General features: G+C 65.5%; 13 protein-coding genes and 1 pseudogene. 4 read left to right on the top strand and 10 right to left on the bottom strand.

The genetic code is table 11. The annotated features are described in order from the left end of the window. Positions 1–124 precede the first annotated feature (124 nt). Genes PHA81_RS18090 through PHA81_RS18070 form a run of 5 tightly spaced genes read right to left on the bottom strand, consistent with a single transcriptional unit; the run spans position 125 to position 5,426 of the window. Positions 125–919, bottom strand: a complete 795-nt coding sequence (locus PHA81_RS18090) for an ABC transporter ATP-binding protein (RefSeq protein ID WP_273837991.1) — start codon at positions 917–919, stop codon at positions 125–127. Then, the gene (locus PHA81_RS18085) at positions 916–1,788 is read right to left on the bottom strand and encodes an ABC transporter ATP-binding protein (RefSeq protein WP_005038573.1); all 873 of its coding nucleotides are present in this window, start codon (positions 1,786–1,788) and stop codon (positions 916–918) included. The genes PHA81_RS18090 and PHA81_RS18085 overlap by 4 nt, the downstream gene beginning before the upstream one ends. Continuing rightward, positions 1,785–2,999, bottom strand: coding sequence for a branched-chain amino acid ABC transporter permease (locus tag PHA81_RS18080; protein WP_005038575.1), 1,215 nt, complete (start codon positions 2,997–2,999; stop codon positions 1,785–1,787). The genes PHA81_RS18085 and PHA81_RS18080 overlap by 4 nt, the downstream gene beginning before the upstream one ends. Then, positions 3,000–3,863, bottom strand: coding sequence for a branched-chain amino acid ABC transporter permease (locus PHA81_RS18075; protein WP_273837989.1), 864 nt, complete (start codon positions 3,861–3,863; stop codon positions 3,000–3,002). It lies immediately after the preceding gene. 3 nt (positions 3,864–3,866) lie between these two features. After that, the gene (locus tag PHA81_RS18070; protein WP_273837988.1) at positions 3,867–5,426 is read right to left on the bottom strand and encodes an ABC transporter substrate-binding protein; all 1,560 of its coding nucleotides are present in this window, start codon (positions 5,424–5,426) and stop codon (positions 3,867–3,869) included. Positions 5,427–5,692: 266 nt separating this feature from the next. Here PHA81_RS18070 and PHA81_RS18065 point away from each other — a divergent pair, with 266 nt between their 5' ends. After that, the gene (locus tag PHA81_RS18065; RefSeq protein ID WP_049909756.1) at positions 5,693–7,648 is read left to right on the top strand and encodes a 3-hydroxyacyl-CoA dehydrogenase NAD-binding domain-containing protein; all 1,956 of its coding nucleotides are present in this window, start codon (positions 5,693–5,695) and stop codon (positions 7,646–7,648) included. A 39-nt stretch (positions 7,649–7,687) separates the two neighbouring features. Here PHA81_RS18065 and gatE read toward each other — a convergent pair whose 3' ends face one another. Further along, the gene (gatE, locus tag PHA81_RS18060) at positions 7,688–9,592 is read right to left on the bottom strand and encodes a Glu-tRNA(Gln) amidotransferase subunit GatE (protein ID WP_273837984.1); all 1,905 of its coding nucleotides are present in this window, start codon (positions 9,590–9,592) and stop codon (positions 7,688–7,690) included. Positions 9,593–9,761: 169 nt separating this feature from the next. Next, positions 9,762–10,043: a hypothetical protein gene (locus PHA81_RS18055; RefSeq protein WP_273837982.1), complete on the bottom strand. Its 282-nt coding sequence runs from the start codon at positions 10,041–10,043 to the stop codon at positions 9,762–9,764. A 350-nt stretch (positions 10,044–10,393) separates the two neighbouring features. Here PHA81_RS18055 and PHA81_RS18050 point away from each other — a divergent pair, with 350 nt between their 5' ends. The 3 genes and pseudogenes from PHA81_RS18050 to PHA81_RS18040 all read left to right on the top strand — a co-directional run bounded on the left by PHA81_RS18050 (position 10,394) and on the right by PHA81_RS18040 (position 12,105). Then, positions 10,394–10,615: a winged helix-turn-helix domain-containing protein gene (locus PHA81_RS18050; RefSeq protein WP_337958941.1), complete on the top strand. Its 222-nt coding sequence runs from the start codon at positions 10,394–10,396 to the stop codon at positions 10,613–10,615. A gap of 79 nt (positions 10,616–10,694) precedes the next feature. Next, positions 10,695–11,099 (top strand): annotated as a pseudogene (locus PHA81_RS18045) (transposase); the annotation flags it as partial. A gap of 148 nt (positions 11,100–11,247) precedes the next feature. Further along, positions 11,248–12,105, top strand: a complete 858-nt coding sequence (locus PHA81_RS18040; protein WP_005038586.1) for a helix-turn-helix domain-containing protein — start codon at positions 11,248–11,250, stop codon at positions 12,103–12,105. Positions 12,106–12,156: 51 nt separating this feature from the next. Here the strand turns inward: PHA81_RS18040 and PHA81_RS18035 are convergent, their stop codons facing one another. The 3 genes from PHA81_RS18035 to PHA81_RS18025 all read right to left on the bottom strand — a co-directional run bounded on the left by PHA81_RS18035 (position 12,157) and on the right by PHA81_RS18025 (position 15,411). Further along, positions 12,157–13,623 carry a polysaccharide biosynthesis C-terminal domain-containing protein gene (locus PHA81_RS18035; RefSeq protein ID WP_273837980.1) on the bottom strand — a complete coding sequence of 489 codons (1,467 nt, stop codon included), beginning with the start codon at positions 13,621–13,623 and terminating at the stop codon, positions 12,157–12,159. A gap of 3 nt (positions 13,624–13,626) precedes the next feature. Further along, on the bottom strand, positions 13,627–14,574 hold the full coding sequence (locus PHA81_RS18030) for a hypothetical protein (RefSeq protein ID WP_273837978.1): 948 nt from the start codon (positions 14,572–14,574) through the stop codon (positions 13,627–13,629). 102 nt (positions 14,575–14,676) lie between these two features. Then, the gene (locus PHA81_RS18025; protein ID WP_005038591.1) at positions 14,677–15,411 is read right to left on the bottom strand and encodes a phosphocholine cytidylyltransferase family protein; all 735 of its coding nucleotides are present in this window, start codon (positions 15,409–15,411) and stop codon (positions 14,677–14,679) included. Between the last annotated feature and the right edge of the window lie 82 nt (positions 15,412–15,493).

Genomic DNA, 15,493 nt, shown 5'->3' with positions numbered 1-15,493 from the left:
CGTGGGACGTGGACGCCCGCCGGCTAAAGCGTTGCCCCGCAACGAACCAGTGGTTGATTCTGTGCCGACGAGAGTTACCGATCGTAATCCCCCAGGAATCCGTTTCGGTGCGGGAGGTCCCCGACTATCCACCGAGGTAGACGTCGTGGATGTACTCGTCCTCGCGGAGTTCTGCCGGTGCGCCCTCGCGGACGATCTCACCGTTTTCGAGCAGCGCGATCCGGTCGGCGTGGTCCATCGCGAAGGTCACGTTCTGCTCGCAGAGCAGGATCGTGACACCGGCGTCCTGGATGCGGTCGAGGCCGTCGCTGATGTCGTCTAGCACCACGGGTGCGAGGCCGAGCGTGGGTTCGTCGAGCACGAGGAGGTCGGGTGAACTCATCAGCGCCCGGCCGATGGCGAGCATCTGCTGTTCGCCCCCGCTCATCGTCCGGGCGTGCTGGTCGGCGCGCTCTTCGAGCACGGGGAAGAGATCGTAGACGAACGACCGGCGCTCGTCGGCGTTCCCGCGTCGAAAGGTGCCGAGCGAGAGGTTGTCGGCGACGCTCATGTGGCCGAAGAGGTCGCGCTCCTCGGTGCAGTGGATCAGCCCCTCGCTCACGAGGTCGCTCGTCGAGCGCGTCGAGACCTCGGTGTCGTAGTAACGAACGCTACCCTCGTAGGCGTGAAACCCAGAGACGGTCTCGGCAAGCGTCGTCTTCCCCGCGCCGTTGGGGCCGATCACCGAGACGATCTCGCCGCTTCCCACTTGGAGATCGATCCCGCGGAGCGCAGCCACCTTGCCGTACGAGACCTGGAGGTCCTCGATCGCGAGCGTGGTCTCGTCTCCGGCTTCGCGGTCGGTTCGCTCGCCGCTGTCGGCCTCGTCCGTTCGCGTGGTGCCGTCGGAATCGCCGGCGGCGTCGGTGTCTGTGCTCATAGCCCTCCTCCGAGGTACGCCTCTTGAACCTCCTCGTTCGCCCGGATCTCCTCGGGCGTGCCCGAGGCGAGCTTCGAGCCGAACCGAATCACGATCGCCCGATCGATCAGCGAGAGCAGCCCGCGCATGTTGTGATCGACCACCACCAGGGTCAGTCCCTCCTCGCGAAGCTCGGTGAGGAGCCCGGAGACGTCCTCGACCTCACCACCGGAGAGTCCGGCGAACGGCTCGTCGATCAGGAGGAGATCGGGATCGGTCGCGAGCGCTCGGGCGAGTTCGAGCCGGAGGAGCCCGGCGTGGGGGAGCTCGCTCGGCGATAATTCGGTACGATCGCCGAGCCCGACCCGCTCGCAGATCGCCCGGGCCTGTTCGCGCAACCCCCCGCGAAAGCCCGACAGCGAGAACAGTCTATCCGGCGTGAGTGCGAGCGCGACGTTGTCGAGCACCGAGCGGTCTTCGAGCGGGCGGAACGACTGGAACGTGCGCGCGAGGCCGCGTTTCACCATTCCGTGGGCCGCAGTGCCGGTGACGTCCTCGCCGTCGTAGTGAACTGTCCCGGCGGTGGGCGGATAGACCCCGGTGACGCAGTTGAACGTCGTCGACTTCCCCGCGCCGTTCGGCCCGATGAACCCGAGGATCTCGCCCTCCTCGACCGCGAAGGAGAGATCGTCGACCGCGGTGAGACCGCCGAAGCGTTTGGTGACGTTCTGGAGGACGAGGAGCCCGTCGTCCGGCCCGTAGGCGTCGCTCGCGGCCTCCGTTTGGGGCTCGCGCTCGGCAGTCGTCGGCCCGTCAGGCTCGCTCTCATCGGTTTGTGCTTCGTTCGTCGCGCGGTCGTTCGTGGCGTCGGCGTTCGATTCAGTACTCATTCGTTCTCACCGCCGTCGAACCGATCGTTCAGTGCGTCGAGTGCGCGCCGATACCGTTCGGCCGTCTGTTCGATGGGGTTCGTCGCGTCGCTGCCCTCGGTGGCTTCGTCGGGACCACGACCGCCATCGGTGGCGACGGTTTCGCCTCCGCGGGCGCGCCGCAGCCCACGCCGGCCGGCTCGGATCGCCGACGGGAAGATGCCCTGGGGCAGGAAGTAGACGATCACCATCGCCAGCAGCGCGAACAGCAGCAGGCTGGCCTCGTTGACACCGACGTCGACGAGGGGAATGGTGGCGTCCTGCTGGTTCAGGAGATCGTTGGTGAAGTAGAAGAACACGCCGCCGAGCCCCGCGCCCACGATCGTCCCCATCCCGCCGAGGATCGCCGCGATCAGCACCTCGATACTCACGATCAGGCCGAGGAGCTGGCTCGGCTGAGGGCTGCCGACGGGGGTGTGGACGAACATCGCGCCTGCGAGCCCGCCGACGGCCGCGCTCAGCACGAACGCGAACACCTTGAACTTCGCCACGTCGAGTCCCGCCGCCGCGACCGCGTCCTCGTCCTCCCGGATCGCGGTCAGTACCGAGCCGAGTCCCGAACGCATGAGGAGGAGGAGCGCAAGCATGACGGCGAGAAAGAGGCCGAGCGCGATGTAGTAGTTCGCGACGACCACCAGCTCGAACTCGTCGGCGGTGACGAGGCTCGCGGGCGAACTCAGTCCGAGCTCGCCGCCGAAGATCCCGCCGTAGACGATGAACGTCTGGAGCAGGATCAGCGGTGCGACCAGGGTCACGAGCGAGAGATACGGCCCGCGGAGTCGGAGTGCGGGCACACCGATCAGCACGCCCGCGACCGCCGCGAGCACGACCCCGGCAGGGATCGAGAGCGTCGGCGGGACACCGTGGCCGAGGTTGAGCAGCGCCGAGGTGTACCCCCCGACCGCGAAGAAGATCGCGTGGCCGAAGCTGATCTCGCCGGTGTACCCCGACACCGTGTCCCAGCTCATCGCGAACAGGCCGAAGTACAGCGCGCCGATGAGCACGAGGAGCTGGGTCGTCGACACGCCGAGAAACGGGAGGAGGGCGAACACCACGACGCCGAGGAGCCCCACGAGATAGCGTGGAGCGAGAAGCGACGCGAACAGCGACGGCTCGTCGGTCGTCGCGGACGGGTTCTCGACCGTCTCGCCGGAGAGGTTTTCGTCCGCCATCTACGCCTCCGCGAGCTCCCGGCCGAACAGGCCTTCGGGACGCACCAGGAGGACGAGCACGAGGATCACGAGACCGGCGAGCCCGCTGAGCCGCGGGTCGATCGCGGAGGTGGTGATGACTTCGAGGAAGCCGATGACGTACGCCGCCACCAGGCTCCCACGAATGGAGCCGAGTCCACCGAGCACCACGATCGAGAACGAGAGGATCAGCGGCTCGCGCCCCATCGCCCAGTTCGCGGTCTGGTAGGACCCGAGAAAGAGGCCGGCCAACCCCGCAAGAACGCCAGCGATCGCCCACGTATAGAGGTTGATCCGGTCGCTCTCGATCCCGACCAGCGCCGCGCCACGCGGGCTCATGCTGGTCGCGAGGATCGCCTTCCCCGTGCTCGTGTAGTTGATGAACGCGAACAGCCCACCGATAAGCACCCACGAGAGCACGACCGCCACCAACAAATTGTTCTGGACAGCGTTGCCGAGGATCTCGGTGTTACCCGCGACGAGCGTGGGGATCGCCCGGGGCTGGCTCCCCTCGACGATCCGGATGACCTCCTCGACGACGATCGAGGCCAAGAGTGTGAGTATCATCACCACGATGACGTTGTCGCTGCGGCGCTCGGCGAACCCCTTGTAGAGGAGCACGCTGAACAGCGCCGGGACCGCGATCGCCGCGAGCACGCCCGCCCAGATCCCAAAGCCCGCCGTCGTGACGTAGTAAGCGGCGAACGCGCCGATCGTGATGACCGCTCCGTGTGCGAGGTTGATGGTCCCGCCGACGCCGAAGATCATCGTAAAGCCGATCGCGACCAGCGCGTACAGCGAGCTGATCACCACCCCGTTGATGAGGATGTTGGCGACATCGACCATCGATCAGATCCAGGCAGGCGGCTGGTAGTCGGCGGTCTTGTACTGTTCGGGCCAGATGACTTCCTGGACCCCGCCGCCGTCCTCGCCCTCCTGCCACTGGAGGAACACCGGGTAGATGGCGTCCTCGCTGTAGATCGGGTCGTGGGGGTGGTCCTCGTCGCGCCCGTAGAACTGAAGGTTGCCCGTCGTCCCGGTGAACGAGGCCTCTTCCATCGCCGACACCAGCTCGTCGGCGTCGGTCGTGCCCGTCTGCTCGACCATCGCGGCGTAGAGTTTGATCGCGTCGTACGCGATGTACCCAGTATAAACTGGATAGCTGTCGTACTCCTCGTTGTAAGCCTCCACGAACGGCTGGGTTTTCTCGGTGACCTCGCTCTGTGGCGTCGCGGAGGTCTGGGTCACGCCGTAGAGACAGGCCCCGTTGACCGACTCGTAGTAGGAAGGAAGCTGCATCGGGACGTGGATGCCCGCAAAGCCGAACGGCCGCTGCTGTTTGGCCCACTGGACGACCGCCTCGGTTCCCGTGTGGGCCATTGCGGTGAACATCCCGCTCACGTCCGCACTCTCGACGTCGTCGAACAGCGGTCCGAAGTTCGTCGTCCCGCTCGCGTAGCGCTGATTGCCCCCCACCTCGACGCCGACCTCGCCGAGGCTCTCGTTGAACAGCTCCGAAATCGGCTCGGTCCACGTGTAGTCCTCGACCATCGCATACGTCGAATTCCAGCCCATCGCCTCGAAGTTGGCCTTCCCGAAGTCGATCATGTTCCGGCCGAGGTCGAGGTCGTTGAGCGGACCCGCCCGGAAGTGGTATTTGAACTGCTCGTAGTTCTCCGCGATCATCGCCGAGACCTCCGTGCTCGCCGCACCGGCCGTAATGTGGACCGTCTGCTGTTGGGCGATGTCGTCCATGATGTTCAGGAGGACCTCGCTGGTGAACACGCCGGTCGTGAGGTCTGCCTCCTGGTTCAGCACGAGCTCACGGTAGCGCTGCTGACCGGTCGACGGATCTTCCTCGGTGTTTCCGACCGCCAGCTCGACCTCCGCGCCCCCGATCCCGCCGTTTTCGTTGAGTTCCGCGACCGCGAGCTCCGCGCCGTTGACGATCGAGCCACCGATGGGATCGTTTTCGGGGTTCGGGGCCAGCGCCCCGATCGTGATCGGACCCTCGATATCGGCGCTCCCGCCGGAGCCACCACCCGATGCGTTGCCGCTGCCGCCGTCGGTCCCATTGCCACCACCGCCGGAGCCGTTGTCACTGGAGCCGGTGCCACCGCTCCCACCGGAACCGTTGTCGCTACCGCCCGAATCGGAGCCGCTACCTCCGGAACCGCCACCGGAGCCGCCGTCACCGCCGGAGCCACCATCACCGCTGGAACCACCGCCGTCGCCGCCACCGAGGCTGAGACAACCCGCAACCGCCGCCCCGACCGCTGCACCGCCGGTCGCCTTCAGGAACGTCCGCCGACTGCTGTCTCCCTCGTCAGCCGAGGGACTGCTGCGTCCATCGTCCGCCGATGGGTCGTTGCCGCTCTCACCGTTCGATTCGTTACCATTGTTAACCATTGGTAGTCCGTGACTAGGACACATTGTTCATAAAAGTTCCGGATGGTGCAGTTCGTGAAGCGACAGGTCGGTGCGTCTTGATTGGCTGGGCCCGAACGGGTTCGGGGTCGGTTGCAGAGAGTCGACAGGCCGGACCCACGAAGGGATGGCGGGTGGCCCGGAATCAGTCGTTCCGCCCCGACCATTGCTTAACAATGATGAGTGTGTTCCGGGATTCGCTGACCAGTGGCGATGGAGTTAACTCCGTGCCGGGTGGGTTCGTCTGTATGGACGCCAGTGAGATCGAGCGTGTCGCGGTGCTCGGCGCGGGCAACATGGGCCACGGCATCACCGAAGTCGTCGCGATCGCGGGCTACGACGTGACGATGCGTGATGTCGAAGAAGAGTTCGTCGACTCGGGCTACGAGGACATCGAGTGGAGCCTCGACAAACTCGACGAGAAGGGCCGGATCGACGAATCCGCCGACGACGTGCTCGATCGGATCGACATCACGACCGACCTGGAGACCGCGGTCGGTGACGTCGATCTCGTGATCGAGGCCGCGCCCGAGCGAATGGCGCTCAAACAGGAGATCTACGGTGAACTCGACGATTTCACACCCGACGACGCGATCCTCGCCTCGAACACCTCGTCGCTCTCGATCACCGAGATCGCCACCGCCGTCGACGATCCCGAACGCGTGGTCGGCACCCACTTCTTCAACCCCCCAGTCAAGATGGACCTCGTCGAGGTCATCTACGGCGAGCGGACGTCGGACGAGACCGCCGAAGCTGCCCACGCGTTCGTCGAATCGCTCGATAAGACCCCGATCTACGTCCGGAAGGACGTCCAGGGGTTCGTGGTCAACTCCGTGCTGGGACCGTTCATGGTCGAGCCGGCGTGGATGGTTTCAAATAGTGAAGCCACCATCCAGGAAGCCGACGCCGCGATGGTCCATCAGCGGGGCTACCCGATGGGACCGTTCGAGCTCGGCGACCTGACCGGGATCGACATCGGCTATTCAGTACGGGAGGAGGCCGGGATCGAGAACCCGCCGCTGATCGAGGAGAAAGTCGAAGCCGAAGAGCTGGGCCGCAAGACCGGCAAGGGCTACTACGACTACGAAGAAGGAGAGGGAGCCGACTACGAACCCGGGGATGGCGAGGGGTTCGATACGCTTCGTGTCGAGGCGCAGATGGTGAACGAGGCCGCGAAGCTCATCGGGCAGGACGTCGCGACCCCGGAAGCGATCGACACCGGAATGCGCCTCGGTGCCGGGTTCCCCGAAGGCCCGTGCCGGCGTGCCGACGACATCGGACTCGATCGGATCATCGAGAAGCTCGAAGCGCTCCACGACGAGACCGGCGAGGAGCGGTTCGCGCCCGCCGATTACCTCGTCGAACTCGGCGAGAGCGGGAAGACCGGCGCGGACGCCGGGCAGGGGTTCTACTCCCACGGCGACGGCGACGAGCGGACGTATCACGACCTGAACTACGAGATCGACGACCGGGGCGTGCTCGCGATCGAACTCGACAGGCCCGAACGGTTGAACGCGCTCTCACAGGACCTTCTGGAAGAAATCGACCACCTCCTTTCCACTACTGATCCCGACGAGCTTCGCTGCGTCACCATCGAAGGCACGGGCGAGCGCGCGTTCTCGGCCGGCGCGGACGTCACCGGGTTCGCCGACACCGAGCCCGCCGACGTGCTCCGGGCGACGCCGACCTACGAGACCGTCGCGGAGTTTCCTCGTCCTGTCATCGCGAAGATCGAGGGGTTCTGCCTCGGCGGCGGCCACGAACTCGCGCTCGCGTGTGACATGCGGATCGCGACCGAGGGCTCCAAATTCGGCCAGCCCGAGATCGGACTCGGCCTGATCCCCGGCGGCGGCGCGACCCAGCGACTCACCCGGCTCGTGGGTGCCGCGCGCGCGAAGGAACTCGTCTTCCGCGGCCACCAGATCGACGCCGCGACCGCAGCCGACTGGGGGATGATCAACCGTGCGGTGCCGGCCAACGAGCTCGACAACGCCATGGAAGAAGTCCTCGCCGACATCGTGAACGGGCCGCCCGTCGGCCTCGAAGTCGCGAAGAAGGTGATGAACGAGGGCGCGGACGCCGACCTCGACGCCGCCCTCACGCTCGAACGCCAGGGCTTCTCGATTCTGATGGGGACCGACGACGTGGCCGAAGGCACCGCCGCCTTCCGCGAGGACCGCGACCCCGAGTTCGAGGGGCGCTGAATCTCTAAATCGAATCGAAAAACCCGCCCAAACGCCGTCTCAGGCCCGTTTCTGAATCTCTTCGCGGAGGAGTTCGCTCACGGTGTCGCCCTCCGCGCGACCGCCGAGCGCGCCCATGCACTCGCCCATCAGCCCGGAGAACGCGCCCATTCCCTCCGTCTCGACCTGATCCGCGTTGCGCTCGACCACCTCGACGACGATCTCGCGGACTTCCTCGTTGCCCGCACTCCCGAGTCCCTCCTGATCGGCTGCCTCCGCCGGCGAGAGGTCGGGGTTCTCGGCGAGCGTCGCGAGGAGGTCGGGCAGCCCCTCCGTCGTGACCTCGCCGGCGGTGAGCAGCGCGAAAGCGTCGAGGAAGCGATCGTCGTCCAGCTGCTCGATCGGCACGCCGTCGCGCCGGAGCTCGGTGACGGTGCTCTCGACGGTTTGGGCCGCGAGCGTGGGATCGACACCCTGCTCGACTGCCGCCTCGAACAGCCCCATCCGCCGGCCGTACGCGACCTGTTCTGCGAGGCCGGCGTCGAGATCGTGCTCTGATTCGTAGCGGTCGACTTTCTCGGTCAGGAGCTCCGGGGGTTCGACGTTCTCGATGTCGAGTTCGACGGGTGGAACGTCGGTTTCGGGGTACATCCGCGCCGCGCCAGGAAGCGGACGGAGGTACTCCGAAGTGGTTTCTTGGACCCCGCGGGTCTCCTCCGGGACGCCCGCGATCGCCGCGCGGGCGCGCTCCGCGACCGCCTCGATCGCCGCCGCGGCTGGTTCGGGATCGGCGGCGACCATCGCCACCGCGTCGTCCTCGCTCGCGTCGACCGCCTCCCGGAGCGCGTCGACCTCACTTTCGGTCACGCCGTAGGCGGGGAGTTCGTCGGTGTGGAAGATGCCGCCGACGCCGTGGCGTTTGGCGTGGTCGGCGAACTCGGTGCCGAGCCGGCGATCGGGCTGGATCTCGTGGCCCACGAGCCCCGCGAACCCCTCCAGTCGAACGGCCATCGCGCGGCCGTCGCCCGAGAGCGCGCCGTCGATCACGCTGCTGTCCGTCCCGGCGAAGACGTCGGTCACGTCCACGGGCTCGCCGACGCCCGCCTCGCGCTCGTCGAGTTCGTCACGGATCGCGAGGAGTTCGACCTGTCTGTGGACCTCTCCCGCCACGATGTCGTCGATGTCGTCGAGACTCTGGACGCCCTTGAGCTCGACGCGCGCACCCTCCGCGATCGAGACGTTGACGTCCTGGCGGATGGTCCCGAGCCCGCGCTTCACAGTACCAGTCGAGCGCAACAACATCCCGATGCGTTCGGCGGCCTCCTTCGCCTGAGCGGGCGAGGTGATGTCGGGCCGAGTGCCGATCTCGACCAGCGGGATTCCCAGCCTGTCGAGCGCGTACCGCACGCCCGATTCGGTCTCGTCGACCCGTCCGGCGCTTTCCTCTTCGAGCATCAGGTCCTCGATTTCAACTGTGCCCGCCGAGGTCTCGATCGCGCCGTCGTCCGCGACGAGCGCCGAACGCTGAAAGCCCGCCGTGTTCGAGCCGTCGATCACGAGCTTCCGCATGACGTGGGCCTGGTCGATCGGCGTCATGTCGAGCAGCGCGGCGATTTCGAGCACCACGTCGACCGCCTCGCTGTCGATCCGTCCCGGCGGCTCGTCGTCGGCTTCGACCAGACAGGTGGAGTCGAACGCGAGATACTCGAACTCGCGCTCGACGCTCGCCTCTTCCAGCGCGGCGACGTCGATCTCGCCGAGCTCGCTCCGCGTGGGATGGAGGTATCGGCGGAACCGATGGGTCGAGTTGTCGGGCTCGCGCCGATCGGTCGGGCAGCCACAGAACAGTTTGGTGTCGGTGTCGAGCTGCTGGTGGATCTCGAGGCCTGCGACGAGACCCAGTTCCTCGTAATCGTGATCATGACCCGGATCGCCGTCGGGATCGTGGTCTGGCTCCGCGCTCATTGGGGCGACCTGCGGCGCGGAGCGACAAAAACCCGTCCAGTCGTCGCGACGCGATGCCGGACGTTGGACGCGGCAAAATCGCGGCGTTCGCGCGGGACTGCCAGTGATTGATATCGAGATCACCAACGGAACTCGTGTGCTTTCGTACATCCACCGATTGTACACGTTTTCATACAGTATTCAGGTCGCGACACTGATAGATTGAGCTCTCCAGTTCGAGTAGTTCGAGCGAGATTTGATTCTCCAGCGTTTGGTGGTTTCTGAGGTGATCGTAGGAGTCGGTGTCGGCAGTCAGCCAGCGTTCGGCGCTTGGCTGACTGCCGTTCCAGGTTTCGTGAAATCGGCCGACACGCATGGTGTAGGTCTGGAACAGCTTCTCGGCGATGTTCCGCTCGGAGTAGTTGAGGTCGCCCAGCAGATCGGTCTTGGCCAGCGCCGTCAGGTAACCCATACCGTCGACGAGGAACTCCGCGTCTCCGAGCGGTGCTCCTCCTTCAATTCGCAGAGGACGTCGTTGCGGGCCCAATCCCGTGATTTTGAGAAAGTCGTGCTTCACGCACGACTTTCGAATCGACATCGATAGCGGCGTAGAGCCACACCTTCTCCTCCTCAGCGAGCTGGATCTGCTTCTCGTCGGCGGCGATACGATCCGGGTCGGCGGTGAAGTCCTGATCGTAGTGGTCGGCGTAGGATTGGTACCAGTGGTGAATGGTGGCACGGGTTCGGCTGACGCCGAACCACTCGCAGAGGTCGCGACACTCCGCCAGCGACGCTGTAGCGGCGTGAGCAGCGCACGCCAGCCTGATCAGCCAGGCTGGCGTCGACGCACCAGCCTGGAAACCGCCGCTTGTCCGGGAGTTTATCGCTGAGAACTTCCGCGTTGAGTACCCGCTCGCACACATCTACCGCGTGATGCACAAGATCGGGCTGTCGATCCAGACAGCCCAGCCGATCGCCTATCAGGCCGACCCAAAAGAGCAGCGACACTGGCACAACCAGTTCAAAAAAAGTGGCCGACGCTGAAGGCAGAGGGCTATCGGATCGTCGCGATCGGTCAGCATTCCAAACGGTCGCAACCAACCAGAAGCCCGATTGATTCGCGGTGAACTCATCCCCAAAACTGCCGGTCTCGGGCGCTCGTGGGAGGGTAAACATGCTCGGAGCCGTCACCGACGACGGCGAACGGTTCGTGGCTCTCACACGGAACCAGTTCAATGCTGAGGTCGCGAAGCACTGTCTCCGGGCGATATGCCACGAGTTCGGCGAAAAGTTCGCGATCGTCTTGGACAACGCGAGCTACTTCATCGCGAACACGCTGGAGAAGCAGGCCGCCGCCGACGGCCTCGATTTCCGCTCCGAACGACACGGAAATCGTAACGGCGTCGAACGTGTCCTCCGCGAGGGAAAACGACGCACCGCCTCGTTCTCGAACTGTTTCAGTCACGCCGATCCAGCAACTGCCGACGAGTGGTTGCGATCGTTCGCCGTCGCATGGAATCTGCGTATCCGAACACTACCCACGAGGTGCTCGTTATCACAGACGACACACCGCTCCGAAAGCTGTCGTGACCGCTCGGAGACGGTCATATGCCCCATCACAGCCGCTCGCGACGCGCCTCCGGCAGCGTTACAACCCCGACCGATGAATCGTCGGTATGACTGACGCCGATCCCACTGGAACGCTCGATCGGGTTGGCCTCACCGAATACGAGGAGGGTGCGCTCACCGAGCTGTTCAGCCTCGGACGGACGACCGCGCCGACGCTCGCCGAGGCCACCGGCATCCCGAAGGCCCGGATATACGGTGTGCTCGACGCGCTCGCCGACCGCGGGTTCGTGAAGGTGATCCCCGAGCGCCCGAAACGGTACCAGCCCCGCTCGCCCGAATCGATCCTCGATCGCGCGGTCGAGAACCGCCGTCAGGACTACGAAGGATTTCGGACGGACCTCGACGACCGGCGCGAGGCGTTCCTCGACGAGTTCGAACCCCGATTCGAGCGAGCGAGCGAGGACGTCACGCCCGCCGAGGAGCTGTTCTCGGTGGTCGACGTCGGCGAGCCGAGCGAGTCAGAAACCAGACGCCTCTACCACGAGGCCCGTAGTCAAATACGGGTTCTCTCGAAGAGCTTCGAGTACCTCGACACCGTCGCGCCGGCGCTCGCCGACGCACTCGAACGCGGGATCGACGTCGACGTGCTCGTGCTCCATCCGGACAACCTCTCGGCATCGAACGCCGCGATTCAGGCCGACATCGTCGAACGACTGCGGAACGAGTTTCCCGATGTCGGACTGCGATTCAGCACCGAACAGCTCCCCTGGCGGGGCACGCTCGCCGATCCGAGCATGGACTACGAAACCGGCACCGCTATCTTGCTCGTCCAGGAGGACGAGATCCCCAACCACCTGCGTCAGGCCGCGATCACCGAGAACGGATCGTTCGTCGCGGGGCTCCAGCGCTACTTCGAGCTGATCTGGGAGTACGAGAGTGTCGGAAAGTACCCTGGCGGACGGTAGGCAAACACCGCATCACGATCGACGGTCGCCCGTCGAGAGTGCTCGTGGTGACTACCGCATGACGTCGATCAACTGGTCGGGCAGATTGTCACGCACCGTGGTTCGGAACCGCTCGGATACCACCGACAGCGCCGTGAAGTACGTCACTGCACCGACGCCTGCGAGTGCGAGTGCAACCGGGATCGACGCGCCGAAGGCCATCCGACCGCCGAGCACCACGATCCCCATCACGGCCGCCGAGAGCCACTGTTTGAGGAGCTCTCGCACCGGAACGGGAACGTCGATGACCGCGGTCAGTGCGCGGTAGCCAACGAGGAGCGAGACCACCGCCGAGATCGCTGTGGCGACCGCTGCCCCGCCCCAGCCGTAGCGCCAGACGAAAACGACGTTGAGCACGAGGTTCGCACCGATGAACACACCGTTGACCCGGAAGGCGGCGTCGGGTCGGTCGATGGCGTTGAGTGCGTTAGTGAACTGGTTGCTGTATCCGTACACCAGACGGGCGATCACGAGAACCACGAGCACCCAGTGACCGCGTGCGAACGCCGGGTTGTAGATCGAAAGGATCGCATCGCCGAGAAGCGCCGCGCCGACGAGGCCGGGGATGACGAACAGCCCGGCATAGGCGAGCGCGTCCTCGACGAGTCCCGACACCCGGCCCGGCCCGTCGGTGCTCGCGATCTGGCTGACTTCCGGGAACAGCGCGTTGCTGATCGCCGTGCTGAACACCGCAAACAGTGAGGCGATGTTCCACCCCACCTCGTAGACTGCGATGAGATCAGTCTGATTCGCCGCCAAAAACGCACCGAGGACGATCGTATCCATCGATTTGAACGCCTGCGTCTCGATACCGCCGAGCCACGAGTATCGGGCGTACGACACCAGCCGCGAGAAATGCTGTCGGGCCGGGAGCGTGATCCCGAGCGGTCTCTCACGCCCGAGAAGCGCGATCCCGGCGAGCGTCGCCACCAACCCGGAGATCGCATAGCCCCAGAACAGCCCCGTGATGCCCAGCCCCACGAACACGACCCCGAGGTGGAGGACGCTCCGCAGCGAGCGTTCGGTCGAGCCGAGCACCGCGGCGACGTGAACCAGATGGCGACCGTTGAGCACCGCACGCAGAAACGAGTAGCCGATGCTCACGAGCAACAACAGCACGATGAACGGCGTGTAGTTCTCGATGGCGTCCGTGATCGGTCGCTCGGGGAGCACGCCCACAAACCGCCACGCCACGACGAGCAGCACCGCCATCACGACGAAGACGGCCAACTGTAGCGTGGCCCCCGCCAGCAGGTAGGCATCGTCGTCACCGGCTTCGCTGAGACGCTTGTTGACAGCCTTGCGGACCCCGAGATCGCCGACGATCTGAAACCAGACCACGACCGAGATAACGACGGTGTAGGTCCCGAAGACGTCGTCGCCAAGGACCCGCACGATGGCCAGTGTCGCCAGAAACCCGACCGCGGTCGAGACGATCTGCGAACCGAAGCCGATGATCGAGGTCTGGCCGATCCGCATCGGTCAGCGATACCCCAGTGCTCGCAGTCGTCGCTCGACGTCATCGCCCTCGGCGGCCGACACCGAGTGAGTGCCCTCGTCGACCACTGTCCGTCGCTCGCCGTCGATGGTCGCCCACGGCACCCTCACCAGCGCCGGCAGTCGAAGCCCCTCGGGGTGGCCGTACAGCCGCAGCGGGAGTGGCCACGCGCGTTCACCGATCGCGTTGCCGTGATCCGTAGTGAGCACGGTCCGCCCGTCGAGTTCCGCTGCGAGGTCCGCCGTGTGTTCGAGCACGAGTTCGAGGTTCTCGGCGTAGGCCGCCCACACCTCGTCACGATCGGCCGTTCCCCGCTCGATGGCCTGCCACGGGTCCTCCGCATCCGGCGACCGGCGTTCGGGGCCGGCGATGCGGTCGGGATGCCAGCCCGTAAACCGACGCTCGTACCCCACGAACGGGTAGTGTGGCTGCATGAAATGGCAGATGAGCCGTTTGTCGGGATGGCGCTCGTGGGCCGCGAGCGTGGCATCCACGACCGCCTCGGGGAGCACGGTTTGCTCGTCCTCGTCGAACGCCGTCCGCCAGACTTCCACGAGCTCGTGAAACGAGTCGCCGGCGGCCAGCGAGACGTGTGGGTTGGCCGAAACGTACACCGTGTCACCGAACGACTCGTCGGCGAAGTTCCGGCGAACCCACTCGGCGGTCATGCTTCCACGGCTAGTGACGCGGCGGTAGTCGTCGAACGCATCGGCGCCGGCAACCGTTTCGAACAGATCGGCCCGGCAAGCATCGAGCACCACGAGCGTATCCCACTCCTCGTCCATCACCCCGATGCCACCGTCGCCCGGATGAACCCGCGTCTGGAACGGCCGGACGATTCGCTGGACGAGACGGTCCTTCCACCACTGTCCATCGTCGTAATGGGTGGCGAGTTCGTCGACAGCGTAGCGAACGAGCCGCCGGGCGTTCATCGCTCTCGCCCCGTCTCGGATGGGTGAGAACGTCTTCGTTCTCTCGGTCGGGCGACAACCATCGGCGACGGCCATGCGCTCGGCGCTCGCGGTCCCGGAGCGTCAGCCATCGATGCCGTCGGCCTCGACGGTTCGGTACAGCTCCCGTCCGGAACGAAGGTCCTCGGCGTCGTCGATTTCGACCCACGGGCCGACTGGCGCGACGCAGCCAACCGAGACGTCGCCGAACAGTTCGGCAAACGCGCGCTCGTACCACTCGCCGAGCGCCTCGTTCTCGATGAACTCACCGAGCGTCTCGACCAGCCGTCTCGCGCTCTCGGCGTCGAACTTACAGAGGCCGATGTACTCGCCGTCGGCCGCAGCGAGCTCTTTGCCGATGTCGACGACCGTTCCGCCGTCGATGGCGACGGTCATCTCCTCGTCATCGAGTGACTTCTCCTGATCGATGACCAGCGTCGGCCCTGTGGCGGCGACGAGGCGGCCAACGGTCTCCGGCGAGAACAGCGTATCGGCGTTGACCAGCGTGAACCCGTCTGTAAGCGTTTCGCGCGCCAGCCAGAGTGAGTAGAGGTTGTTCGTCTCGGCGTAGCGCTCGTTTTCGATGTAGTCGATCTCGAACGCCGAGACGTCAGCACAGTAGTCGCGAATCCGTGCGGCCTCGTGGCCCACGACCATCGTGACGCGGCGGTAGTCGTTCGCTCGAAGCGCAGCGAAGATGTGGCCGAGAATGGGCTTTTCGCCGACTGACAGCAGTGTCTTCGGTGTATCGTCAGTACGGGGTTGCAACCGTCTCCCCATGCCTGCCGCGAGCACGACGGCGTGGTCGTTCTCGGTCATTGTCCCTCCCATGTCGGTGTCGGTTTATATGACTGTGGAATCCCGGAGACGGCGTGCCGCCGGCGCTCGGTCCGCGGCTGCC

Source organism: Halococcus sp. PRR34, from assembly GCF_028617175.1.
Classification (GTDB): domain Archaea; phylum Halobacteriota; class Halobacteria; order Halobacteriales; family Halococcaceae; genus Halococcus; species Halococcus salifodinae.
This window is presented reverse-complemented; position numbering and strand designations above follow the sequence as displayed.

Coding starts and splice junctions, on each gene's coding strand:
- PHA81_RS18090 (WP_273837991.1), bottom strand. CDS start 919: ATGAGCACAGACACCGACGCCGCCGGCGATTCCGACGGCACCACGCGA.
- PHA81_RS18085 (WP_005038573.1), bottom strand. CDS start 1,788: ATGAGTACTGAATCGAACGCCGACGCCACGAACGACCGCGCGACGAAC.
- PHA81_RS18080 (WP_005038575.1), bottom strand. CDS start 2,999: ATGGCGGACGAAAACCTCTCCGGCGAGACGGTCGAGAACCCGTCCGCG.
- PHA81_RS18075 (WP_273837989.1), bottom strand. CDS start 3,863: ATGGTCGATGTCGCCAACATCCTCATCAACGGGGTGGTGATCAGCTCG.
- PHA81_RS18070 (WP_273837988.1), bottom strand. CDS start 5,426: ATGGTTAACAATGGTAACGAATCGAACGGTGAGAGCGGCAACGACCCA.
- PHA81_RS18065 (WP_049909756.1), top strand. CDS start 5,693: ATGGACGCCAGTGAGATCGAGCGTGTCGCGGTGCTCGGCGCGGGCAAC.
- gatE (WP_273837984.1), bottom strand. CDS start 9,592: ATGAGCGCGGAGCCAGACCACGATCCCGACGGCGATCCGGGTCATGAT.
- PHA81_RS18055 (WP_273837982.1), bottom strand. CDS start 10,043: ATGGGTTACCTGACGGCGCTGGCCAAGACCGATCTGCTGGGCGACCTC.
- PHA81_RS18040 (WP_005038586.1), top strand. CDS start 11,248: ATGACTGACGCCGATCCCACTGGAACGCTCGATCGGGTTGGCCTCACC.
- PHA81_RS18035 (WP_273837980.1), bottom strand. CDS start 13,623: ATGCGGATCGGCCAGACCTCGATCATCGGCTTCGGTTCGCAGATCGTC.
- PHA81_RS18030 (WP_273837978.1), bottom strand. CDS start 14,574: ATGAACGCCCGGCGGCTCGTTCGCTACGCTGTCGACGAACTCGCCACC.
- PHA81_RS18025 (WP_005038591.1), bottom strand. CDS start 15,411: ATGACCGAGAACGACCACGCCGTCGTGCTCGCGGCAGGCATGGGGAGA.